Below are 24,124 nucleotides of genomic sequence, written 5' to 3' on the forward strand. Positions count from 1 at the left end.
CTCCTCGCGCTTGCTCGTACGCGGGCCGAGCGCGACGAGGCGCTCGACCGGCTTGGTGGCCGCCGCGACGCCGCCGGGCCCGGCGAAGATCGCTTCGCAGCGGCCTGGCCATACCCGCGCAGCGGAGGACGATCACCTCGCCTCCATCCGCGTCGCCGGGGTTCACCGCCGTGATCTCGGTGGCGGGAGCGGCGACCTACCGGCACGGTCGCCGACGCGGTGACCACGGTCGGCGGTGGGAAGAACCGGAAGTCGGCCGGCAGGCCGAGGAGGTCACCTCCAGATACGGGAGCGGAGAAGGAGCCCGAGGGCGACGGCCCGGCGCAGGAGCACCCGTCCGCGATCCGGCGGTCGTGGGAGGTCACCCCGGTCACGCTCGGCGGCAGGGTCGTCTTCCGCGGGCTCACGCCCGTGCCGACGCCGGGCGTGGAGTTCTTCGCGTCCGACGTCGTCACGCTCGCGGTGAACGACTCGCTACGCCCGGCCGCCCATCATCGGCGACCGCTCCGCGATCCGACCGCCGTCGCGACCTGGCTCGTCGTCCACCCCTGAGCGCGGGGGCGCGGAAACCGCGTTGGCCACGCGGCCGGAGTCGGTCATCATGCTCCGTATGGGGATCAAGCTCGCGGGTGGTGTGGTGGCCTCGGGCCTGCGCGCCTGGAGCGCGGGGCCGGAGGGTTCGCCCCAGGCGGTCGAGGAGCCGGGCGCGGCCGTCGCCCTCGGGCCGGCCGAGGCCGATGAGGGGCAGGTACGGAGCGCGGTCGCGGAGCTGAACCGCCTCGTTGCGGCCGGTGGCGTCGCGGCGGCGGGCGCGGGCGTCGAGCTGGGGCCGGGTTTCCGCTCCGCCCGCCTGGCCGGGGCGCGCGGGGACCAGCGGGACGCGGTCATCGCCGCGCTGCGGGTCCTCGGCCTGGACGGCGCCGGCCGCCTGGGCGATCGGGCCGGTTTCCTCGTGGCGCTGTTCGGCCCCCACGTTACCAAGAAGGTGGGCGCCGCCGCCGCGCGGGCGATCGGCGACGGGCGGTGGGCCGCGCTGCACCTGGCCACGGCCGCCAGCGACGTGCTCGGGCCCGAGCAACTGGAGCAGGTGCTCGACCTGACCGCGCCCGAAGGCGCCGACCTCATCCCGGGCGGTCCGCCCTCGGCGCTCGCGCAGCACCTCGGGCAGGTCCTCGCGCCGGTGCCGGGGCCGAGCAGGCTGCACCTGATCCTGGACCTGTGGGCGCAGGTCATCGAGCACCACGCCGGGACCGCACGGCTCGAACGCCGCCGCGCGAGCCAGAGCCGCCGGGACCGGTTCGCCGACCTGGTCGAACGCCGCACCCGGTACGAGGACGAGCTGATCCTGGATCCGCTGCGGTCCAGGTTCGGCCGGGAGCCGTCGCTCGCCGAGGCCGTGCGCTGGACGCCGCCCGACCGGTACTGGCACGACCTGTACACCCGGCTCCTCCAGGACGCGCTCGCCGCGACCGCCCTGCTCCGTACGGCGGTCGCGGTCGCCGACCACGGCCTGGAAGAGGGGCTGGACCGCTCGGAGGCGCTGCTCGCCGCGGCCCGGGCGCAGCTGCCCGGCCGTGACGCGGTCCGGTCGGCGCGCGCGGTGCCGGGACTGACCGGCCTGCCGGCCCGTCCGGGCGCCCAGGTGCGCCACATCCACCGCAGGCTCAAGGACGGGACGCGGAAGGATGAGAAGTACGCCGACTACGTCCGGGCGCGGCTGGCCAACGCCCGTGACTACGGCCTCGTGGTCGTCGCGGCGGCCGGAGGCCTGATGGAGGAGGCGGTCGAGGCCCGTTCCGGAATGCTGCGCGAGTGGGCGGAGTCCGACCTGCGGAGCTGGCGCGAAGGAGCCGGCTACGGCGACGTGCGGCCGCCCGGCGAGTGGGGCGGCATCCCCGTGTGGAGCGCCCCGCTCCTCGGCGACCGTGAGCCGCTCCACCGCAGGCTCGCCGGCTCGGCCCCCGAGGACGTGGAGGTGGTCGGCGACCTGCTCTGGTACGCGGAGCTGATCGACGCCCTGGCCCTCGTGTACGGCCACGACGCGGCACGGGCCACGCCCGGCATCGGCGCGCCCTGGTTCGACCACGACCCGCCGGCGCCGGAGCCCGAGCCGCTGGCGCCGCGGCTGGACTCCATCACGATGGCCGTCTCCGGGGCCGCGCAGCTCGTCGCGCTCGGCGGCGCCCCGCCCCGGGGCGTACGGGCCTGGCGGCGGTTCACCGACGGCCTGCTGGCCGGCACCGCGATCGCCGAGTCCCTCACCGGCGGGTTCGCCGTGCCGTCGACGTTCACCGCCCTGGACGGGACCGTCGTCGGGGAGACCGGCGCGCGCCTGCGGGTGGCGCGCGACGCCCGCACGCTGGCCGAGTGGTCGGACTACATGGGCAACTGCATCGCCGGGTGGCACTACGTCCACGAGGCACGGGCCGGCCGGAGCGTGCTGATCGGCCTGTACGGCGAGGACGGCACCCTGCTGCTCAACGCCGAGCTCCGCCCGCTACGGCCCGCCGGGCGCGGTTGGCGGATCGACGAGATCGCGGCGCGGTTCAACGAGGCGCCCGAACCCGTCCTGGAGGGGCGGTTTCGCGACTGGGTCGCCGCCGTCCCCGGCGCGGCGGCCGACCCGCCGGATCCGGTGCCGCCGGAGGAGGACCCGCCCGCCCGGCCGGCCCGGCGGCGCTCCGGGAGCCGCCTGGTCGAGGGGGCCGCTCCCGCGTTCGGCACGCTCGCCCGCCGGGCGTGGGAGGAACAGGTCGGCGAGGAGACGCTGGAGATCTTCGCCGTCCTCGCGGGTACGGCGCCGGACGCCGCCCTGGTCCGGCTGCGCCGCATCGGTCCGGACAAGCTGACCGACGCCTGCCGGCGCGCGCTGGAGGCGGGCACCGTCGACCTCGATCGCCTCTGGGCGGCCGGCGCGGTCCGTCCGCTGACGGCGGCGGTGGAGGCCTTGGCCCCGGCCGCGCGCGACCGCTTCGGGCCGCTGCTCGGCGAGCCGCCCCTGCCCAGCACGCTGCGCCGGCTCGTACGGCGCCCCGAGATCGCCGACGTCTACGCGATCGACCTGGCGGCACGCCGTACGCGGCAGGCGGTCGGACGGCTCGCATGCGCGGACGATCCGGTCATCGCCCGCGCGGTCGCGGGCCGCCCGGCCGAGCCGATGCTGTGCACCCTCATCGTGATGATCGCCTGCCGGGCGCCGTCGATCGACCTCACAACGGTGGCGCCGCCGCGTGCGGTCACCGTGCCCGGGTACCCCGCCACGACGCTGGAGGACCCGGACGGCCCGTGGCGGCGTGCTCTCGTGGCCGCCCGCGAGCTGGGCGCCGACGTCGAGGCGTTCTGGCTCGCGATCGCCGAACACGGCCTGCGCGTGCCCGCCTCATGGCTCGTCCCGGGCGGCTGGGCGGCGCTCTGGGCCCGCGCTCACCGCTGAGCGCTCACGGCCGGTCGTGGGGCCCGCATCGGTGGTGGGCCCACAGGTCCGGCCACATCCTCCGGTGGTCGCTGGAGTCCGGGTCGCGCGGTGTCTTCGGCCGCCGGTCCCGCGGTTTCGGCAGCGGCGGCATTTCCCAGCGCGATTCGCGCGGCGTGCGATCTTTTACCCGGGCCTTTCTCCGGTGCATGAGTTTCACGGCTTTCCCCCTTCCGGAAAGACTAGCGCCGGCGTCCGGGAGCGTTTCACCGCCAGGCGGCGTTGCCCCCGTCCATAGCGGGAAAACGGGTCGTTCGTCCCTGATCGCGTCCTCATCCCGACGGGCGAACAGGTCCCTCTGGGACCTACGCGCGGCGACGTGTCCCGTAAGGCTGGAGTGAGAGCCCGGACGGCCCGTACCCGGCCACCGGAAGCACCGGCCCAGGGAGGTCGCCGATGGACCGTCTCACCGTCGTGATCATTACCCGGAACAGGCGGGCCGAGCTGTCGCGCACGCTCGGCCGGCTCCGCGCCCTCCCGGCGAGCCCGGCCATCGTGGTGGTCGACAACGGCTCTGACGACGGGACCGTCGCCGCCGTCGGGGCCGAACACCCGGACGTCCGCGTCGTCCCCCTGGGCCGCAACCGGGGCGCGGTCGGGCGGAACATCGGCGTTCACCTCGCACGGACGCCGTACGTGGCCTTCAGCGACGACGACTCCTGGTGGGAGCCCGGCGGCCTGGAGCGTGCCGCCGATCTGTTCGACGCCCACCCCCGGCTCGGGCTGATCGCCGCGCGTGTCCTCGTCGGCCCCGATCGGGTTCCCGACCCGGTCAACGCCCTGATGGCGGGGTCGCCCCTGCCCGCCGAGCCCGGCCAGCCCGGCCCCTCCGTGCTCGGGTTCCTGGCCTGCGCGACGGTCGTACGGCGGGAGGCGTTCCTCGATGCCGGGGGCTTCAGCTCGCTGCTCTTCTTCGTCGGCGAGGAACGCCTGCTCGCCTACGACCTGGCCGCCGCCGAGTGGGCCCGGTGCTACGTGCCGGAGATCGTCGCGGTGCACGAGCCCTCGCCGCACCGGCCGCCGTCCCGCCAGCGGCGGCGTGCCGAGCTGCGCAACACGGTTCTCACGATGTGGATGCGGCGGCCGGGGCCGGTGGCGTTCCGCGAGACCGCGCGCATGGGCGCGGCGGCGGTGCGCGACGGCGACGCCCGCGCCGCCCTGCTGGCCGCCGCGGTCCGGATGCCGGCGGCGCTCGCCCGGCGAAGGCCGCTGCCGCGGGCGGTCGAGAGCGGGATCCGGCGGCTCGCCGAGGAGACGAAAGCGCAATGCGGGGTCAAAGACATTCTGGGCGAAGCATGACACGGGTGTGGCGCCGAAGCCCATTTTTGCCCATGAGTCTGGCGTAGCCGACAACAACGGAATTTTGCCAAAACCGTCGATCATCATTTGGCGTGATAAGCGACGGTTTGGAGGTAAGGGATTTGGTAATCGGTGTCGATACAGCCGCCTGATAAAGGAGTGACCGGGTGAAGATCGACATGGTCTCGGAACACGCCAGCCCGCTCGCGACGCTGGGCGGTCCCGACGCGGGAGGGCAGAACGTCCATGTCGGCGCGCTGGCGGCGGCACTGGGACGGCGTGGGCACGACGTGGTGGTGTTCACCCGGCGTGACAACGCCGATCTCCCCGCGTCGGTCCCGTTCGCGCCCGGCGTCCGGGTCGAGCACGTGCCGGCGGGACCGCCGACGCGGGTGGCGAAGGACGACCTGCTGGCGTACATGGACGACTTCGCGGCCCACCTGTCCCGGCGCTGGCTGGTCAGGCCGCCGGACGTCGTCCACGCGCACTTCTGGATGAGCGGGTTCGCGGCTCTCAAAGGAGCTCGCGCCCGCTTCGGCGGCCGGCGCGTCCCGGTCGTGCAGACGTTTCACGCACTCGGCAGCGTCAAGCGCCGCTACCAGGCCGGAGCCGACACCAGTCCGCCGGGCCGAATCCGCCTGGAGGGCGCGATCGCGCGCGAAGCGAGCGCGGTCATCGCGACGTGCACCGATGAGGTGACCGAGCTCTCCGCGTACGGAGTGAAACCCGACCAGGTCTTCGTCGTGCCGTGCGGGGTGAACACCGAGGACTTCCGGCCGGACGGGCCGGTGGCGGAACGGGGCGGCGCGCCGTTCCGCGTCCTGACGTTCGGCCGCCTGGTGCCCCGCAAGGGCGTGGACACGGTGATCGAGGCGCTGCGCCACGTGCCCTCCGCCGAGCTGGTCGTCGCCGGCGGGCCGGACCGGCGCTTCCTGGACGATGACACCGAGGCACGCCGCCTGGTCCGGCTCGCCGGGGAACAGGGCGTCGCGGACCGGGTGGTCCTGCTCGGACGCGTGGCCCACGACGACCTGCCGTCCCTGATCCGGTCGGCCGACGTGGCCGTCTCCGTTCCCTGGTACGAACCGTTCGGCATCGCGCCGGTCGAGGCCATGGCCTGCGGCGTGCCGGTGATCGCCTCGGCCGTGGGCGGCCACCTGGACACCGTCCTCGACGGCGTGACCGGGCTGCACGTGCCGGCGCGGCGGCCGGCGGCGCTGGCCGGGCTCCTGCGCCGGCTGTTGGCCGACCGCGCCCTGCGCCGCTCGCTCGGCTCGGCCGCGGCCGAGCACGCACGCGACCGTTATCCCTGGAGGCGGATCGCGGCGGAGACCGAGGCGGTCTACGAACGGCTCGTCGCGACCGCGCACACGCCGGCCGCCGTCGCGGACCGGGCACGGTCATGACCCCCTCCCACCTCGGCGCGCTGCGGACGGCGCTGCGCCACTTCGACGCCCAGGTGCCCCGGATCGAGGACTGGGGCCGGCGGCTCGCCGACGTCCTCGAGGGCGGCGGGCGGCTGCTCGCCTGCGGGAACGGCGGCAGCGCCGAGCAGGCACAGCACCTGACCGCCGAGCTCGTGGGCCGGTACGAGGACGAGCGGCGGCCGTACTCCGCCCTCCCGCTCCACACCGACGTCACGGCGCTGACCGCGATCGTCAACGACTACGGGCCCGAGGAGATGTTCGCCCGGCAGGTCCACGCGCACGGGCGCCCCGGCGACGTCCTGGTCTGCCTCTCCACGAGCGGCGGCAGCCGCAACGTGATCGCCGCGGCGGAGGCCGCCGCCGCGATCGGCGTACGGGCCTGGGCGCTGACCGGCCCCGCGCCGAACCCGCTCGCCGACGCGTGCGCCGACGCCGTCACGGTCGACGCGCCGTGCACCGCGACCGTCCAGGAGGTCCACCTCGCCGTGATCCACATGCTCTGCGCGGCGGTCGACGCCGCCGTACGCCGGTCCGGGCGGATAGCGGGCGACGGTGAGGGAGGCGCGAGGGAGGCCTCATGAGGACTGGACCGCTGGTCGTCATCGGTGACGCTCTGCTCGACGTCGACATCGAGGGCACGGCCGAACGCCTGAGCCCGGACGCGCCGGTCCCGGTCGTCAACTGCGTGCGCGAGCAGGAGCGGCCCGGCGGGGCGGGCCTGGCCGCACGGCTCGCGGCCGCGATGACCGGTCACGACGTCGTACTGGTCACCGCGGTGGGCGACGACCGCGACGGCCGCCGCCTGGAAGAGCTGATGACGCCGTACGCCGAGGTCGTCCGGGTACCGATGTCGGGTACGAGCTCCTGCAAGACGCGGGTACGCGCAGCCGGGCAGTCGCTCATCCGGATCGACCGGGGCGACGGGCACGTGACGGACGGCCCGCTCTGCTCCCGCGTGGCCGAGGTGCTCGGGCGGGCCGGCGCCGTCCTGGTCTCCGACTACGGGCGCGGCGTCGCCGCCCACCCCGGCCTCCGGCGGCTCCTCGCCGGCCTGCCGGACGGCGTGCCCCTGGTCTGGGACCCCCACCCGATGGGCGCGGTGCCGCTGCCCGGGGTGCGGCTGGTGACGCCCAACCACGCCGAGGCGCGGGCGCTCGCCGGGAACGCCGGCGGCCTGGACGCCGCGCCGCTCACCCAGGCGGCGAGAGACGCCGCGGCGCTGGTCGAGCGCTGGCGGGTCACCGGAGTCGCGGTGACCCTCGGCGAGCGCGGCGCCCTGCTGTCGGTCGGCGAACCGGCTCCCTACGTCGCCCCGGCCCCGCGGCCGTCGCCCGGCACGCGGGCGGACAGCTGCGGCGCCGGTGACTGCTTCGCGGCGGCCGCCGCCCATGTTCTGCACGGGGGCGGCGTGGTCACCGAGGCGGTGACCGAGGCCGTACGCCGCGCGAGCGCGTTCGTCGCCGCCGGGGGAGTGGCGGCGTCCATGGCGTACGGGAGAGAACCGGCCGGCGCGCCGGAAGGAGATGGGCCGTGGGACCTCGTGCGGCGGGTCCGCGAGGGCGGGGGCCGCGTCGTGGCGACCGGGGGCTGCTTCGACCTGCTCCATGCCGGCCACGTCAGCATGCTGCGCGAGGCCCGGCGCCTGGGCGCCTGCCTCGTGGTCTGCGTCAACTCCGACGCCTCCGTACGCGAGCTGAAGGGCCCTGACCGCCCGCTCGTCCCGCTCGCCGACCGCATGCGCGTGCTGTCCGCGCTGGAGTGCGTCGACGCCGTGGCGGTCTTCGACGAGCTCACGCCGGTCGAGCTCCTGGAGCGGCTGCGGCCGGATGTCTGGGTCAAGGGCGCCGACTACTCCGGCGCCGATCTGGCCGAGACCGCGACCGTACGCCGCCATGGCGGTGAGGTCGTGCTGCTGCCTTACCTGGACGGCCGGTCCACGAGCCGCCTCGTCGCCCGAGCCCGCGAGACGGCGAGCGTGATCTTCGGAGGTGATGGTGAGTGATCGAGCACGCGGTGGTCACCGGAGGCGCCGGATTCCTCGGCTCCCATGTCTGCGAGCGGCTGCTCGCGCAGGGCGCCGCGGTGACCTGCATGGACAATTTCCTCACCGGCTCGCCACGGAACGTCGCGCACCTCATGGACCGGCCGCGTTTCCGGCTGACCGAGTGCGACCTGACCGGGTTCATCCACGTGTCGGGCGACGTCGACCTCGTCCTGCACCTCGCGTCGGCGGCCTCGCCGGCCGACTACCTCAGGCTGCCCATCGAGACGCTGAAGGTCGGCAGCCTCGGCACGCTGCACGCGCTCGGCCTGGCGCGCGAGAAGGACGCGAGGTTCGTCCTGGCCTCCACGAGCGAGGTGTACGGTGACCCGCTGCGGCACCCCCAGCGGGAGGACTACTGGGGCAACGTGAACCCGGTCGGGCCGCGCAGCGTCTACGACGAGGCCAAGCGTTACGCCGAGGCTCTCACCACCGCGTACCGCAACAGCCGGGAGGTCGACACCGGCATCGTACGGATCTTCAACACCTACGGCCCGCGCATGCGCCCGCACGACGGCCGGGCGATCCCGACGTTCGTCCGCCAGGCGCTGACCGGGCAGCCGCTGACCGTGACCGGCGACGGCAGCCAGACCCGGTCGATCTGCTACGTCGACGACACGGTCGAGGGGATCCTGGCGATGGCCCGCGACGACTTCGCCGGGCCGGTCAACATCGGCAACCCCGAGGAGCTGACCATGCTCGGCCTCGCGGAGCTGATCCGCGACCTCGCCGGCTCCCGGTCGCCCATCGTCTTCGTGGAGCGGCCGACCGACGACCCGATGGTCCGCCGGCCCGACATCACCCTCGCGCGCGAGCGGCTGGGCTGGCAGGCGAGCGTGACCGGCCTCGACGGCCTGCGCCGTACGGTCGAGTGGTTCGCGGGCGAACTCGACGTGACGACCGGTGGGCGCGTCATCAGCACCTGATCGCGAGCAGGCCCGCGACGGCCGCCAGGACCTCCTCGACGGAGATCAGGAGGAGCCGCGGGTCGGTCGCGGCGCCGTGGGCGTCGCCGGGCCGGTCGCCGGAGCCGTGCCAGAGCGCGACGTGCTCCGGCCGGCCGGGCGGCGGTCCCCACAGGGCCGGCGACACCGGCCCGAAGAGCGTGACCGAGGGTGTGCCGTAGGCCGTGGCCAGGTGAGAGACGCCGGTGTCGTTGCAGATCACGACCCGTGCGGACGCGACGAGGGCGGCCAGGCCGAGTAGGTCCGTGGCGGGCGCGCGGGGAAGGCCCGCCTCGTCGGCGACGGCCCGGGTGAGCGAGCGCTCGGTCCCGGTGACGACGACCCGGTGACCCCCGCGGGACAGCGCGCGGGCGACCGCCGCGAAACGACCGGCGGGCCAGCGGCGTCCCTCGCTCGCCGCGCCGGGATGCACCACGACGACGCCGGACGGGGCCGCGACCGGCGGCGGGGCCAGTGACAGAGCGCCCGGGTCGGCCGGGACGCCGTACCACTCCAGCAGCCGGCACCACCGCAGGACCTCGTGCTCGCCCGGCTCCCACCACGGCCCGTTCGCGTACGGGGCCTGCGGCGAGGCGTACAGCATCGTCCGCCGCGCGGTCAGCGCCGCGACGAGGCGGTGACTCGCCGGGCCGTCGCCGTGCAGGTCGGCCGCCACGTCCGGAGGCGGGCCGGTCCAGGCGACCGGCGCCAGCTCGGCGGCCGGCAGCACGCGGTCGACGGCCCCGGTCAGTGCGGCCAGCGGCGCGAGCGCGGCCGGCGCGGCCAGGACCGTCTCGTGGCCGGGGAACGCCGCGCGCAGCGCGCGGTAGGCGGGCACCCCGGTGAGGAAGTCACCCAGCCCGAGGGCGCGGAGCATGAGCAGCCTCAGCCCGCCACCTCCCGCAGCAGGCGGTCCCAGTCGTCGAGGAACCGCCGCAGGCCGTACCGGCCCAGGACCGACGCGCGGGCCGCCCGCCCGGACTCGGCCGCCGCGGCGGGATCGTCGAGGAACCGGCGGATGGCCGTCCGCAGCACGTCGATCCGCGTCGAGACCACACCCGCCTCCGGCGGCACCGCCTCGACGGCCTCGGTGGTGGCCAGCGCCACGACCGGCATGCCCAGGTGCATCGCCTCCAGCAGCGACAGGCCGAGCGAGGTCCACCGGATCGGGTGGACGTAGACCCGGCGCCGGGCCAGTTCGGCGTGCATGCGGTCCTGGGGGAGGTCCTCGTGGGTACGGCAGCCGGTCAGCCCGCCGACCTTCATCCCGAACACGTCCAGCGGCGCGCCGAGCCGGGGCAGCAGGTCGGTGCCGACATAGCGGCCCCGGCGCAGCGGCTCGTTGACGACCACGGCGGCGCGCGGCAGCTCGCCGGTCCACAGCGGCCCCGGGTCGACCACGCCGTGCTCGATCACCGTCGTCGGCGTGGACCCGGCGTCCCAGAACAGCGCGTTGAAGTGGGTGACGTGCACCAGGCGCACGTCGTGCCGGTCGGCCATCGGGTGCCGGGTGAGCGGGACGTCGCCCCAGGGCGCGTCGTGCTCGAGGTAGACCATCGGGACGCGTCCGAGGGGGCCGATGAGCTCCAGCTCGTCCGGCCGCTGGAGGATGACCACGTCGGGTTCGGCCTCGGCGAGCCGGTCCAGCGGCACCTCGCGGGCGGACGCCGGCCAGTCCCACGTACGGGCACGGCCCCGCCCGTACGGCCCGCGGCCGGGCGTCACCGGGATCAGGTACTCATGCGCGCCCTGCACGAGGGCGGTCGTGTACGAGCCGTGGACGTGCCAGAGCAGGACCCTCACGCCGTCATCTCCTCGACGGCGGCCACGACGTCGGCCGGGCCCACGGACGTCAGGCAGGGATGCCCGGGGACCGGGCACTCCCGCGCGCGGGTGCCCCGGCACGCCGCCTGCTGGTCGCCGAGCAGCACGTGCCGGACGCCGTACGGCGCCCAGCGCACGGCCGGGATCACCGGGGCGAACAGCGACACGACCGGTGTGCCGACGGCGGCGGCGAGGTGCGCGGGACCGGTGTTGGCGACGACGATCGCGCTCGCCCCGTCCAGGACGCCGGCCAGCTCGGCGAAGGTCGTACGGCCGCCGAGGTCGAGCCCGGCGTCGCCGGCGACCCGTGCGGTCAGCGCCCGCTCCGCCGGCCCGCCGGTCACCACCGGCCGCCAGCCGCGCGCGGCGAGATCGCGCACGGTACGGACGTAGTGCGCCTCGGGCCAGGCGCGGGCGGACACCGAGACCCCGGGATGAAGCACCACGTAGGACCCGGCGATGGAGTGGGCGCGGGGCAGCGGCCGGCGGACGGCGAGGCGGCCCTCGTCGCCCGGCGGCAGGGAGAAACCCGCCGCGCGGGCCAGGGACAGGGCACGTTCGGCCTCCGGGATGTCGTCCTCGACCCGGTGCCGGACGTCGAGCAGCGACCCGGGGTAGTCCTCGCTGATCGCCGCGACGTGCCGGACGCCGGCGAGGCGCAGCAGCAGGGCGGCCGGGAGCGGCGACTGGTGGAAGGAGGTCACGACGATCGCCCGGTCGAACCCCTCCAGCCGCGCGACCACGTCGTCGATGCCGGCGCGGTCCACCGGCGGCGGATCGAACCCGGCCCAGGGCGCGCGCCAGACCAGCACCTCGTCCACGCCGGGCAGCATCCGCGCGGCGTCGGCACCGTGCGGTCCGGCGAGCATCGTCACCGTCCGCGATCCGGCCGCGATCGCCCGTACGGCCGGGCCGCACAGGAGCACGTCACCGGCGTTGTCGAGCCGGACGACGAGCGTCCTCATCGTCTCTCTCCGAGGGCGAAGCGGACCGCGTCGGTCAGGGAGACGGCCACGCGGGCTCCGCGGACCTCCGCCGCCAGGGTCGCGGCCGTCGGGACCAGGACGCTGCGTGCCCCGGCCGCCCGCGCGGCGGCCACGTCCGAGCCCACGTCGCCGATCAGCACGCACTCCTCCGGGCGTACCCCCAGCGCCCTGGCGGCCTCGACCACCAGCCCCGGCGCCGGTTTGCGGCAGCCGCATCCGTCCGCGTGCGGGCACACCTTCCAGGTGCCGAACGGGCCGAGAAGCTCCTCCACCCGCTTGTTGACGTGCTCGACCTGGTCCTCGGTGATGAGGCCGCGGGCGATGCCGGACTGGTTGGAGACCACTCCGGTGCGCAGCCCCGCCGTCCTCGCCAGGCGTACCGCCTCGGCCGCGTCGGGCATGGGCTCCACCTGGCCGGGATCACCGTTGTACGGCACGTCGCGTACGAGCGTGCCGTCGCGGTCGAACAGGACGGCCCGCGCCGGTCCGGGCCAGGCCCGCTGGTGACGGGCCGCCGCCAGCCCGCGCAGCCAGTGCCAGGTGGCGAGCGGCGGGATGAACACGCTGGTCACGGCCATCGTCAGGACCTCGTCGCGGGTTCGCGGGCCGGGCGCGATCCGGGCCGCGGCGAACTCCGCGACGCCCGTGAGAGCGACGGCGCCGGCGAGGGCCGCGGACCCGCGGCGGCCGGCGAGCGCCAGGCCGGCGGCCAGCGTCCCGGCGGCGGTGATCGCCAGGTGACCCGCGCGGCGGCCCGCCCGGGCCCTGGCGCGCAGGTGCCAGCCGGGGCCGTGGACCGCGCGCATCAGCGCGTCGTCGGCGTTGCCGGCCTGCGCCCGCAGGCTCGCCCACCGGGACGCGGCACGTACGGGATGGATCGTGTGCCGCTCGCCCCTGACCAGGACCCAGCCGGCGTCCAGCGTCCGCAGCGCCAGGTCGGCGTCCTCACGGAACGCGCGGGGAAACCGCTCGTCGAAACCGCCGGTCTCCACGAGGGCGTCGCGCCGGTAGGCCATGTCCGCGGTGATCCACGACGCCTCGGCCAGGCCGGCGGTGCCGCGCTCCCGATCGGTGGGCCGCCGGCCCGCGGGCAGCGGCACGGTGACGTGGCCCTGGACCCCGCCGGTCTCCGGTGAGGCGTTCGCCAGGTCCCGTACCAGGTCCTCGCGCCAGGCCCCGGTGACCCGCACGTCGTCGTCCAGGAACACCACCCACGGCGCCACCGTCGCCCGCCAGCCCGCGTTGCGCGCCGCCGCAGGTCCCCGGCCGCCGGTGCGGACGACCCGGCCGGGCACGTCGAGGGGCGGCCCGCCGCCGGGCCGGTCGTCGACGACGACGATCTCCTCCGGTTCAGGACCCCGCGCGCGGGCGAGCGCGGTCAGACAGTCGGCGAGGCACGCGCGGCCGATGGTCGGGACCACGACGGCGTACCTCACGCCGGCCTCCTCAGCACGAACGGACCGATTGCCAGCAGGTCGACGGGGGTCGCGCCGAAGCACTCCAGCGCGTCGCGCGGGCTGTCGACCATCGGCCGGCCCGCGGTGTTGAGGCTGGTGTTGACCACGACGGGCAGGCCGGTACGCCGTTCGAACGCCGCCAGCATCCGCGCGACGAGGGGCTCGGCCCCGGCGTCCACGGTCTGCACCCGCGCGGTGCCGTCGACGTGCACGACGGCCGGGATCCGGTCCTGCCAGGCGGGCGCCACGTCGTGCACGAACAGCATGTAGGGGCTCGGCAGCGGGCCGCGCGTGAAGATCTCCTCGGCACGGTCGGCCCGCACCATCGGCGCGACGGGACGGAACTGCTCGCGCCCCTTGACGTCGTTCAGCCGCTCCAGGTTCGCCCGGCGGCCCGGATGGGCCAGGAGCGACCGGTGCCCCAGCGCCCGCGGGCCGTACTCCCCGCGGCCCTGGAACCAGGCGACGATGCCGTCCCGGGCGAGCGTCTCGGCCACGGTCTCGGCCACGTCGGCCGGCCGCTCGTACGGCACCCGCGCGGTCCGCAGTGCCCGTTCGATCTCCGCGTCACCGAAACCGCGGCCCAGGTCGGGGACGAACTCCACCGGCCCGCTCCGCGCCAGGTGCAGCGCCGCGCCGAGCGCGGTGCCCGCGTCGCCCGCGGCCGGCTGTACCCAGACGTTCTCGAACGGGCCCTGGCGGGCCAGCACCGTGTTGGCCACGCAGTTGAGCCCCGTGCCGCCGGCGATCATGAGCGTCCGGTCCCCGGTGCGCTCGTGCAGCCAGCGGGCGAGCTCCAGCAGCACCTCCTCCAGCCGGCGCTGGAGACTCGCCGCCAGGTCCGCGTGCTCGTTGGTCCACGGATCGCCTGGAGCGCGGGCCGGCGCGAGCCGGGGCCAGTCGATCCCGCCGGTGACGAAACCGCCGTCGCCGGTCGTCCGCACGACCGCTCGCAGCTGCTCCAGGTGGCGGGGCTTGCCGTAGGAGGCCAGCGCCATCACCTTGTACTCATCGCTGGATCGCAGGAAACCGAGGTGCTCGGTGAGATCCTCATACATCAGGCCGAGGGAGTGCGGCAGATCCTGGCTCGCCAGGACCTCCAGGCCGTCGGGGGAGTTGCGCCCGGCCAGGTGGGAGGCGCGCTCGCCGCGGCCGTCGCACACGAGCACGCTGCCGGTACGGCCGAGGGTCGCCGAGGCGGCGTGGGCGACGTGGTGCGGGACGAACCGGACCTTGCCCGGGTCCAGCCCGGGAAGGGCGCCGGCCAGGAGACTCGGCGCCTCCTCGGCGTACATCGTCCGCAGGTGGTCCCACGGATCGGCCAGCCCCATCTCCGCGACCGGCCGGACCAGCGACGGGTCGTAGGAGAACCCGACGAGGTCGACGTCCTCGGACCGCAGACCGGCGTGGTCCAGGCACCAGCGCGCCGAGAGCACGGGCTGCTCCCACGCCGAGAACGGAACGGGACGCTTGCCGTGTTTCCGGCGGCTGAAGCGCTCCTCCTCGGCCGCCGCCACGATCCGCCCGTCCACCACCAGCGCGGCGGCCGGATCGTGAAAGACGGCGTTGATCCCCAGGACCCGCACGTCCCACCCCCCTCGCGCTCACCCGTCTCACCAGGCGTTCTACCCCCGCGACCGCCCGATCACGTGTACGGTCCGGCGGTGCGTGCGGGGGCGTAATCGGGGTGTAAAACGAGCGTGAAGTTTCGCCCAGGCCGGGGGCGAGGAGACGCTCAGAGCGGCCGTTCGAGCCGGTCGGGGGTGACCGACACGACGTCCTCGAGGGCGGCGAGGCGGGGCAGGTCCGCAGCCGAGCGCAGCGTGAGGACCACTCGGTCCGGCGGCAGGTCCCGTACCGGCCGAGCGCCCTCGATGGCGCGCAGCCGTACGCGGAAGTCCGCGATCGTCCCGGAGACACCGACGATGTAGACGAACAACGATCTCAGCTCCGTACGGCGGGGCCCGGCAGGACCGGGCCCCGCCGAGCCGGTCAGTGCACCGTGATGTCGTCGACCTCGGCCGTCACGCCCCGTACGAGCGGCGTGGAGATCAAGGTCGTCACCGGCGCGGTGCCACGGCCGGTGCCCTTCAGGATGAAGGAGTACTTCAGCGAGCCTCCCGCGGCACCCGGCGTGCTGGTGACGCGGAGGTCCTCTGTCGGCGTGCCGGAGATCTGCGAACCGGCGGTGCCCTCGTCGTTCTCCGCGCCGACCGTGAGGCCGTAGCCGGCGGGCGGCGCGGCCGGCAGGTTGTCCGGATCGTAGGTGTAGGAGATGTCCTCGGCGCCGTTCACTCCGATCCACTGCTCGAACACCCGGGAGCTGTTCGTGCCGAAGACGTTGAGACGCCACTCCACGACGACCCAGGTGTCGACGCCGTCGGTGAGGCTGGCCACGTACACGCCCGGCGCGCCCGTGCCGTCCAGGTCGGTCCAGAACGGTGCCAGTTCGCCGTTCGGCCGGGCCGGGTCCGGCAGGGTCTGCGGCGTCGGGTTCACGTCGTCCGGCGTCGCGCCGCCGGCGACCGTGTAGCCGTCGGAGATCACGCCCAGACTGGTGTAGGTCTTACCGGCGAAGGTGTACGCCGGCACGGTGAAGTTGATCGACTGCTCGTCGCCGATCGGCGTCGGGCTGACCCCGAAGGCGTCGAGCGGCAGGTAGCCGGCCGGCGTCGCCCCGGGGGCGATCTCCGGCCTGTCGGGCTGGCGGCGCGCCAGGTTCGCCTGGGCGGCGACGTCGTGCGCGCCGACCTTGGTCGCGCCGCTCACCGCGGTCAGCGACAGCCGCGAGTCCAGATGGCTCTCGGCGATCACCTTGGTGTCGGACAGCGAGGTGTTCTCGACGCCGACGCTGCACGTCGACCGGCCGCTGTTCAGCGCGATGGCCGTCGGTGTGCAGGTCTGGTTCAGGCTCACCACGCCCTGCTTGCGGACGAACGCGACCGGCAGGTGCAGATCATGACTGCCGCCCCGCTGGCGCAGGTCGACCCGGCCGAAGTACTGCCCGTTGGCGAGGGCCGGCGCGGTGATCGTGATCCGTACCCGGGCGGTCTTGCCCGGCTTGACGCTGAACGTGCCGGGGGAGACCGAGACGGACGCGCCCTTCACGGTGGTCCCCGACGCGCTGTAGGTCAGCGTCCGGCTCGTGACGTTCTTGAGCGTACGGGTGGTGCTGATCGCGCCGGGCATCACCGGAGCGTTCACCGACGGCACGTTCAGGTCGATGCGGTGCAGCGGGTCGGCCGCCGAGGCCGCGTAGTCCGCCGCGGTCTCGTCGAGGGTCAGCCCGGGGTCGCCCGCCTTGGTGAGGTCGATGCGGCCGCCACCGAGGTCGAACGGGTCGGCGGGCGTCTTGCGGTCGTGCTTGACCACCGAGGTCTTGCCGGTGGTCTCCAGCGCCGACTTGACCTGGCCCGGCGTCCAGTTCGGATGCAGGGCGAACAGCAGGGCCGCCGCCCCGGTGACGTGCGGCGCCGACATGGAGGTGCCGGCGATCACCTGGTAGAGGGTTCCGGGCGGCCCCAGCGACGGGTCGTCCGGGACCGGCGTCTGGCCGCCCATGATCTGCAGGCCGGGCGCGGTCACGTCGGGCTTGAGGAAGTCGCCGCCCGGGCCGCGTGAGGAGAACGCGGTCATGACGTCGCCCTGCCCGTTCGCCTTCACTCCCTGGGTGAAGGTGGCACTGGTGCCGGTGTGGGAGCCCAGGAACGCCAGCAACTGGTCGGCCTGCGGCTTCTCCAGGTGCACGGCCGGCAGCCAGTGGTTGTCGGTCATCGTCTGGGACAGCGTGTCGTTGTACAGCAGCATCCCGGCCGCGCCGCCCTTGAAGACGTTGTAGCCCTTCATGACCCGGCCGCGGTTGAGCAGCCGGCAGGCGACGATCTTGCCGGTGAACGTGCCGGGGGCGGCCTCGGTGTCACAGTCCGGGTCCCCGTACGGCGCCGCGGACGCGAGCACCACCGGGAGCGGCGAGGTGATCCCCTTGGTGATCGACGCGCCGGCCAGCTTCAGGCTCGTGCTCCCCGCCTTCAGCGTGACGGTGGACTGGAAGACCCGCTGCTGCGTGGACGCGGCGACCGTCGTCACCCAGGGCCCGTTGTGGTTGACGGTGCCCGCGGTGGGGCCGTCGTTGCCGGCCGACGCCGAGACGAGCACGCCGGCGGCGTACGCGTCGAGGAAGGCCAGCTCGACCGGGTCGCTGTACGGGTCGACGCCACCGGAGATCGAGTAGTTGATCACCCGGACCTTGTCGAGGATCGCGCGCTGCACGGCGGCCACGGAGTCGGACTGGAAGCAGCCCTGGGCGCCGCACACCTTGTAGACGGCGACGTGGGCGGCGGGCGCGATGCCGTGGATCGCGCCGCGGTCGATGCCGAGCGGGTCGGCGTGGCTCACCGCGGAACCGGCCGCGGTCGTGGAGGTGTGCGTGCCATGCCCGTCGGAGTCGCGGGCGCTGTCGGGGAACTTCTCCCCGCCGACCACCGCGTTGTAGGTGTCCAGGAACGGCTGGCCCGAGATCAGCTTGTGGTCGCAGACGTACGGGTCGTCGGCCGGCGTCAGCGGGTTGTCGCCGAAGTCGCACGGCCGCGCCGCGCCGTCGGCGGTGGGCGGTGGCGCGGGCAGGTGCCCGCGTTCCTTGTACGAGGGGTGCTCGGGCCAGGCGCCGCTGTCCAGATCGCCGACGATGACGCCCTTGCCGGAGCTGTCACTGCCGCCGAGCTGGTTGTAGATCGTCGGAGCGCCGATGAAGCCGGGGCTGGAGTCGGTCAGCGGCTTGGCCACGGCGTCCTCCTGGACGGCGGCCACGCCCGGCAGCTTGAGCAGGCCGGCGACCTTGTCGCCGGGCAGCGTCACCGCGAGCCCGCCGTACACCGTCCGCAGTCCGCCGCCCGCCTTGGCGCCCGGCAGGCTCTTGCCGAGGGCGGCGCGGAACCGGTTCTCGACGCCGCCGATGTAGCCCTGGTAGCGGCGTGCGCCGGCACCGGACGGATTCAGCGCGTGGCCGGTCACCGAGGGGCTCGTGGCGGCGTACCCGGGAATCCCGCCCCGGTACGCGGCGAGCGCGTCGTAGTCGAGCTTGACCATGACGTGCACGGGTTTGCTCGACCGCAGGCGCAGCAGGCCGGCGTCGCTCTTGGCGAGCCGTCCGGTCGTCGACTTGAAGCCCTGGACGACGGTTCCGCTGAGCGGGGTGGCCGTCCAGTGCCTGCCACCGGCCGCCGGCGGCGGCGCCGCCGACGCGGGCGCTCCGGCGAAGATCACGACGGCGACGCTCATGAGGGCGGTGAGGGACAGCCCTCGCCGATAGTGCTTCCGTGAGCCGCGCGGATTGTGCACGGCGCCTCCATAACGCGGGGGGGGTGAACCGGGGGGAGTACCACCCGCGGAGGTGCCGTGCGGGCGCCCGGCGGCGACCTGCACAACCCCTGTTCCCACGAGCGTCGAGCGGCCGATCGCCGGGTGAAGCGCTCGGATTACCCCGGGAGTCTAAGTACGGGTGCTTTACCGGGAATAGACGATTTCTTTGCCTATTCCGGCCACAAACGCCCACTTCCGGTCAGGGGTCGGCATGGGCATGATGGACCGCGCCGGGCAGGCGTCAGCCTGCCCCGACCGCCCGGTATCCGGGCGGTCGCGTCGCCTACGCGACGCACCTCCTGACGCGGGCGGGTTCCTCCTCCGCCCGTGCTGCCGCCACCGCGAGGCGCCGGGTGGGTGTCGGCCGGCTCTGGTCGGCCGGTGCTCCGGCTGCCACATCGCGTCGCGTACCTGGGGGGCGGGGTCGTGCATCGTGACCCGGGCCAGGTCCTCCTCCGCCGCCTGGGCGGCTGCGGCGACCGTGACCGAGACCTCGCGGAGGTCGTCGACCGGTGGCAGCGGCGGCGCGCCCGGGGCGGTGGCGTCGACCATCCCCGCGACGGCCTCGGCGGCGGCGCGCAGCATCGTGTCGTCCACCCGGCTCGCGGGAGACGACCGCGCCGAGGCCCGGGTACAGCAGGGCGTTGTTCGCCTGGCCGATGGTGTGCGTCACCCCGTCATGGGTGATCGAGTCGACCGGTACGCCCATCGCGACGAGTGCGCGGCCGTCGGTCCAGCGGATCAGGTCCGCCGGATCGGCCTCCATCCGCGAGGTCGGGTTCGAGATCGGCGGGATGAGTGGCCGCTCGACGCCGGCGGCCATCGCGCGGACGATCTCCTCGGCGAAGGCCGGCAGGCATCGGGCCACCCATCCGTTGACGCCAAGTGATCTCTTCCCATCCGCGCACGAGAGGAACGAACATGTTCGTAACGAACATGTTCGTGATAGCGTGTCCGCATGAGCTCGGACGAGAACCCGCGAACCCCCCGCAGCAGGCGAGAACGCCCGGCCAAGCCGGCCCTGACCCGCCAGGGGATCATCGACGCGGCGCTCGTGATCCTGCGGGACGAGGGGCTGAGCAAGGTGACGATGCGCCGCATCGCCGCCGCGCTCGACACCGGCCCCGCGTCGCTCTACGTCTACGTCCGCGACACCGAGGACCTGCACGCGCAGATCCTCGACGCCCTCCTCGGCCCGGTCGGCGCGCCGCCGGCCGGCGCGGGCACCTGGCGGGACCGGCTGCGGACGCTGCTGGCGGCGTACCGCGACACGCTCTTCGAGCATCCGGAGATCGCGCGGATGGCGATGTCCACCCAGCCCAGCGGGCCGAACTACCTGGCCATGGCCGACGCGATCCTCGCCCTCCTCGCCGAGGGCGGCGTATCGGGCCGGGCGGCGGCCTGGGGCCTGGACCTGCTGCTGCTGTATCCCACCGCGGTCGCCGTCGAGCACGCGCCGAAGTCGTCCGCGCGCCAGGACGAGGAGCTGTCCGCCCTGGGCGCGACGATCGCCGCCGTGGACCCCGCCCGCTACCCCCACATCGCCGGGCTCGGCGGCGAACTCATCTCCGGCGACGGCCTCGCCCGCTTCGACTGGGCCCTCGACGTCCTCGTCGAGGGCATCCTCGCCGCCGCCCGCACACCCACCCGATAGGAGCACGTCATGTCCCCTCCCTCCATCGCGATCGTCGGGGCGGGCCTGAGCGGCCTCACGCTCGCGCGCGTCCTGCAGACGCGCGGCATCGCCTCGACCGTCTACGAACTCGACACCGGCCCCGACGCCCGCCGGCAGGGCGGCGTCCTGGACATGCACGAGGAGTCCGGGCAGCTCGCCCTGCGCGCGGCCGGGCTCTACGAGGAGTTCCACCGCCTCACCCACCCGCTGGGCGAGACCATGCGCGTCTTCGACAAGACCGGCGCCCTCCGCCTGGAGGACGCGCCCGAGGGCGGTGAGGGCGGCCGTCCGGAGATCGACCGTACGGACCTGCGGAACCTCTTCGTCGACTCCCTGGACCCCGGCCGGATCGCCTGGGGCAGGAAGGTCACCGAGGCCGCCGCGCTCGGCGGCGGAGGGCATCGCCTGACCTTCGCCGACGGCACCACGGTCTCGGCCGACCTGGTGGTCGGCGCGGACGGCGCGTGGTCCAGGGTGCGCCCGCTCCTTTCGGCCGTCACGCCGGAGTACGCCGGGATCTCCTATGTCGAACTGCACCTGACCGACGCCCGCGAGCGGCACCCGGACTCGGCCGCGCTCGTCGGCCCCGGCATCATGTTCGCGCTCTCGGACGACAAGGCGCTGATGGCCCACGGCGGCGAGCACATCCACGTCGGCGCCTCGTTGCGGGTCCCGCAGAACTGGGCGGCCGAGAGCGGTGTCGACTGGTCCGACCCCCAGGCCGCCCGCGAGGCGCTGCTCAACGAGTTCGCCGACTGGAGCACCGGGCTGACGAATCTCATCCGTGACTGCGACGACACGATCGTTCCCCGGCTGATCTACGCGCTGCCCACCGGGCACTCCTGGGAACGCGTCCCGGGCGCGACGCTGGTGGGCGATGCCGCGCACCTGATGTCGCCGTACGCGGGCGAGGGTGCGAACATCGCCATGCTCGACGGCGCCGAACTCGCGCTGGCCATCGCCGAGAGCGACGGCGACGTCGAGGCCGCGCTGACCCGGTACGAGACGGCCCTGTTCCCGCGCGGCGCCGCCGCGGCCGAGGCCTCCGCCCAGGGCCTCGAGATGTGCTTCGCCGCGGACTCCCCGCGCGCGATGCTCGACTTCTTCGCTGAGGAGAACCGATGAAGGCAGTGCAGTTCGCCGAGTACGGAGGGCCGGACGTGCTCCGGCTCGTCGACGTCGAGCCCCCGCACCCCGGCCCCGGCCAGATCCGGATCGCCGTGCGCGCGGCGGGCGTGAACGGGATCGACTGGAAGCTCCGCACCGGCAACATGCCCGGCCGGCGGGAGCTTCCGTCCGGCACCGGCGTCGACGCGGCCGGAGTCGTGGACGAGGTCGGCGCGGGCGTGGAGGGCGTGACCGTGGGCGATGCCGTCTTCGGCTCCGGCAGCGCGACGTACGCGGAGCAGGCCGTGCTGTCCCACTGGGCGAAGAAGCCGACCGGGCTGTCCTTCGAGGAGGCCGCCGGCTACCCGATCCCGGTGGAGACCGCGATCCGGATCCTCCGCGAGGCCGGGGTCGAGCCGGGACAGACGCTGCTGGTCAGCGGTGCCGCGGGCGGGGTCGGCTCGGCCGTCGTGCAGATCGCGCGGGAGCGCGGCGTCACGGTGATCGGCACCGCGAGCGCGCGCAACCAGGACTACCTCCGCGAGCTCGGCGCGGTCGCCACCACGTACGGGGACGGCCTGGCCGATCGTGTCCGCGCCCTCGCGCCGGACGGCGTCGACGCCGCGCTCGACATCGCCGGCTCCGGCGTCATCCCGGAGCTGACCGGCCTCGTCGGAGACCCCGCCAAGGTGGTCTCGATCGCCGACTTCACCGCCACGGAGCACGGCGCCCGGGTCTCCTTCGCCTCCGCCGACCACGCGGCGGCGTTCGCCGAGGCCGCGCGGCTCTTCGAGAAGGGCGTCTTCCGCCTTCCGGTGGCCAGGACCTACTCCCTCGCCGAGGCGGCCGAGGCCCAGACGGCCAGCGCCGCAGGTCACGTCGCCGGACGGATGGTCGTCGTGGTCCCCTGAACGGCCGTCGCCCGGCGGGACTTGAACCTGACACCGATGGCAACTTCTACCGTGTCGGGATGACGAGCGAGACACTCCTCCACCCGCGCCCGCCACGGCTCCGCCACCCTGGATGGTCACTGGCGCTGCTGGCGTTCGCGCAGTTCATCATCGCCGCCGACTACAACGTGGTCTACGTCGCGCTGCCCCGGATCGGCCGCGACCTGGACTTCTCCGGCCAGACGCTGCAGTGGGTGGTCAGCGCGTACGCGGTCGCGCTCGGCGGCTTCATGCTGCTCGGCGGGCGCGCGGCGGACCTGCTGGGGCGGCGCCGGATGTTCGTCCTCGCCCTCGTCCTGTACGCCGTCTCCTCGCTGGCCGGCGCCCTCGCCGGAAGCCCGGGCGTGCTGATCGCGGTCCGCGCGGCGCAGGGACTGGGCGCGGCGCTGCTGTTCCCCGCCACGCTCTCGCTCATCGGCGGCACCTTCCCGGAGGGCCGGGAGCGCAACCGCGCGCTCGCCGTCTGGGCGGCCGCGGGCGGCGGCGGCCTCGCGGGAGGCGCGCTCCTCGGCGGGGTGCTCACCGACCTGTTCGGCTGGCAGTCGGTCTTCTTCCTCTTCGTCCTGCTGGCCGGGGTCGCGCTCCCGGCCGCGGTCCCGCTCCTGCCCGCCGACGCCGCCCGCGCCGCGGTGGGGAGGCGCCGCTTCGACCTGCCGGGAGCGCTGACCGCGACGGCCGGGATCACGCTGCTGGTCCTCGTCCTGGCGCAGGGACCCGGGTGGGGATGGACCTCCTCGTCCGTCCTCGCCGCCTTCGGCCTCGGCGTCGCGCTGCTCGTGGCGTTCGCCGTGATCGAGGTACGCGGCCGTGACCCGCTCATGCCGCCGCGCCTGTTCGCGCGCGCCGGCCTGGTGACGGCCATGGGGGTCACGGCCGTGTTCGGGGCCGGCCTCGGCGCCCAGTACTACCTGCTGACCGTCTTTCTCCAGGACGTCCTCGGCTACGACCCCCTGCGTACGGGACTGGCGTACCTGCCGCTCACGCTGCTCAACATCGCCGGCACCCGGGTCGCCGAGCGCCTCGTCACCCGTACGGGCATGCGGGCCGCCCTGACCGCAGGACTGGTGTCCGGCGCGGCCGGAATGGTCCTACTCGGCCTCACACTGTCCCCGCACGCGCCGTTCGCCGCGGTACTGCCCGGCGTCATGGTGACCGGCTTCGGGATGGGCGTCGTCTGGACCGCGATGTGGATCGCCGCGGGCGACGGGGTGGCGGCGGAGGAGCAGGGCGTCGCCTCGGGGATGGCGTCCGTGACCCACCAGGCCGGGCTGGCGGTCGGCGTCGCCCTCATGGTCCTCATCACGAACGCCGGAACCGGCGGTCTCACCGGCGAGCCGCTGCGGCGCGAGCTCACCGGAGGCCTGAGCACGGCGTACGTGCTGGCCGGCGGCGTGACACTCCTCGGCGTCCTGATCGCCCGGCTCGGCCGCGGCCGCCGCTCGATCCGGGCCGGCGCCGCGTGACGGCGAACGTGTCGAATCTCATTCGGAGTTTTCTGAACCAAATGCGAGCCTCATCCGTGCCTAGTGCAGTTCGCGGTCCTGCAAACGGCGGGGGAAGCCGGGGACCGCCCGGACATGACGG

Annotated in this window: 19 protein-coding genes and 1 pseudogene; 11 read left to right on the forward strand and 9 right to left on the reverse strand. The window is 74.5% G+C overall.

What is annotated here, in order from left to right; translation table 11 throughout:
• Positions 1-219: 219 nt before the first annotated feature.
• From QWU11_RS39220 to QWU11_RS39250, 7 genes are all read left to right on the forward strand, one after another.
• Positions 220-552, forward strand: coding sequence for a hypothetical protein (locus QWU11_RS39220; protein ID WP_290119622.1), 333 nt, complete (start codon positions 220-222; stop codon positions 550-552).
• 58 nt (positions 553-610) lie between these two features.
• Entirely contained in the window at positions 611-3,433 is a 2,823-nt protein-coding gene (locus QWU11_RS39225) for a hypothetical protein (protein WP_290119623.1), read from the forward strand.
• A 435-nt stretch (positions 3,434-3,868) separates the two neighbouring features.
• On the forward strand, positions 3,869-4,771 hold the full coding sequence (locus QWU11_RS39230; protein ID WP_290119624.1) for a glycosyltransferase: 903 nt from the start codon (positions 3,869-3,871) through the stop codon (positions 4,769-4,771).
• Between the two features lie 167 nt (positions 4,772-4,938).
• A complete protein-coding gene (locus tag QWU11_RS39235; RefSeq protein ID WP_290119625.1) occupies positions 4,939-6,177 on the forward strand; it encodes a glycosyltransferase in 1,239 nt (412 codons plus the stop codon).
• On the forward strand, positions 6,174-6,779 hold the full coding sequence (locus tag QWU11_RS39240; protein ID WP_290119626.1) for an SIS domain-containing protein: 606 nt from the start codon (positions 6,174-6,176) through the stop codon (positions 6,777-6,779). Before QWU11_RS39235 ends, QWU11_RS39240 begins: the two co-directional genes overlap by 4 nt.
• Positions 6,776-8,200, forward strand: a complete 1,425-nt coding sequence (gene rfaE2, locus QWU11_RS39245) for a D-glycero-beta-D-manno-heptose 1-phosphate adenylyltransferase (RefSeq protein ID WP_290119627.1) — start codon at positions 6,776-6,778, stop codon at positions 8,198-8,200. The genes QWU11_RS39240 and rfaE2 overlap by 4 nt, the downstream gene beginning before the upstream one ends.
• Positions 8,197-9,165 carry a UDP-glucuronic acid decarboxylase family protein gene (locus tag QWU11_RS39250; RefSeq protein ID WP_290119628.1) on the forward strand — a complete coding sequence of 323 codons (969 nt, stop codon included), beginning with the start codon at positions 8,197-8,199 and terminating at the stop codon, positions 9,163-9,165. Before rfaE2 ends, QWU11_RS39250 begins: the two co-directional genes overlap by 4 nt.
• Here the strand turns inward: QWU11_RS39250 and QWU11_RS39255 are convergent.
• The 9 genes and pseudogenes from QWU11_RS39255 to QWU11_RS47540 all read right to left on the reverse strand — a co-directional run.
• On the reverse strand, positions 9,155-10,060 hold the full coding sequence (locus QWU11_RS39255) for a glycosyltransferase family 9 protein (RefSeq protein WP_290119629.1): 906 nt from the start codon (positions 10,058-10,060) through the stop codon (positions 9,155-9,157). The two genes, QWU11_RS39250 and QWU11_RS39255, sit on opposite strands and share 11 nt — an antisense overlap.
• A gap of 8 nt (positions 10,061-10,068) precedes the next feature.
• Positions 10,069-10,986 (reverse strand): glycosyltransferase, encoded by a 918-nt coding sequence (locus QWU11_RS39260; protein ID WP_290119630.1) that lies wholly within the window; start codon positions 10,984-10,986, stop codon positions 10,069-10,071.
• Complete coding sequence (locus tag QWU11_RS39265; protein WP_290119631.1) at positions 10,983-11,972, reverse strand: glycosyltransferase family 9 protein; 990 nt, start codon at positions 11,970-11,972, stop codon at positions 10,983-10,985. The genes QWU11_RS39260 and QWU11_RS39265 overlap by 4 nt, the downstream gene beginning before the upstream one ends.
• Positions 11,969-13,429: an HAD-IIIA family hydrolase gene (locus QWU11_RS39270; protein ID WP_290119632.1), complete on the reverse strand. Its 1,461-nt coding sequence runs from the start codon at positions 13,427-13,429 to the stop codon at positions 11,969-11,971. Before QWU11_RS39270 ends, QWU11_RS39265 begins: the two co-directional genes overlap by 4 nt.
• Positions 13,426-15,036 (reverse strand): carbamoyltransferase C-terminal domain-containing protein, encoded by a 1,611-nt coding sequence (locus QWU11_RS39275; protein WP_290119633.1) that lies wholly within the window; start codon positions 15,034-15,036, stop codon positions 13,426-13,428. The genes QWU11_RS39270 and QWU11_RS39275 overlap by 4 nt, the downstream gene beginning before the upstream one ends.
• Positions 15,037-15,185: 149 nt before the next feature.
• Complete coding sequence (locus tag QWU11_RS39280; protein ID WP_290119634.1) at positions 15,186-15,389, reverse strand: hypothetical protein; 204 nt, start codon at positions 15,387-15,389, stop codon at positions 15,186-15,188.
• Positions 15,390-15,442: 53 nt separating this feature from the next.
• Positions 15,443-18,787: a S8 family serine peptidase gene (locus QWU11_RS39285; RefSeq protein ID WP_290119635.1), complete on the reverse strand. Its 3,345-nt coding sequence runs from the start codon at positions 18,785-18,787 to the stop codon at positions 15,443-15,445.
• Between the two features lie 165 nt (positions 18,788-18,952).
• A complete protein-coding gene (locus tag QWU11_RS47535) occupies positions 18,953-19,393 on the reverse strand; it encodes a hypothetical protein (protein WP_354670937.1) in 441 nt (146 codons plus the stop codon).
• A 91-nt stretch (positions 19,394-19,484) separates the two neighbouring features.
• Positions 19,485-19,631: pseudogene (locus QWU11_RS47540) on the reverse strand (malic enzyme-like NAD(P)-binding protein); the annotation flags it as partial.
• A 135-nt stretch (positions 19,632-19,766) separates the two neighbouring features.
• On the opposite strand from QWU11_RS47540, the gene QWU11_RS39295 reads away from it, so the two are divergent.
• From QWU11_RS39295 to QWU11_RS39310, 4 genes are read left to right on the forward strand one after another with little or no spacing between them, the layout of a single operon-like run.
• Positions 19,767-20,462: a TetR/AcrR family transcriptional regulator gene (locus tag QWU11_RS39295; RefSeq protein WP_290119637.1), complete on the forward strand. Its 696-nt coding sequence runs from the start codon at positions 19,767-19,769 to the stop codon at positions 20,460-20,462.
• A gap of 9 nt (positions 20,463-20,471) precedes the next feature.
• Positions 20,472-21,608, forward strand: coding sequence for an NAD(P)/FAD-dependent oxidoreductase (locus QWU11_RS39300; RefSeq protein ID WP_290119638.1), 1,137 nt, complete (start codon positions 20,472-20,474; stop codon positions 21,606-21,608).
• The gene (locus QWU11_RS39305; RefSeq protein WP_290119639.1) at positions 21,605-22,501 is read left to right on the forward strand and encodes an NADP-dependent oxidoreductase; all 897 of its coding nucleotides are present in this window, start codon (positions 21,605-21,607) and stop codon (positions 22,499-22,501) included. Before QWU11_RS39300 ends, QWU11_RS39305 begins: the two co-directional genes overlap by 4 nt.
• Positions 22,502-22,560: 59 nt before the next feature.
• Complete coding sequence (locus QWU11_RS39310; protein ID WP_290119640.1) at positions 22,561-24,003, forward strand: MFS transporter; 1,443 nt, start codon at positions 22,561-22,563, stop codon at positions 24,001-24,003.
• The last annotated feature ends 121 nt before the right edge of the window (positions 24,004-24,124 follow it).

The organism is Actinomadura sp. DC4 (assembly GCF_030406325.1).
GTDB lineage: Bacteria > Actinomycetota > Actinomycetes > Streptosporangiales > Streptosporangiaceae > Actinoallomurus.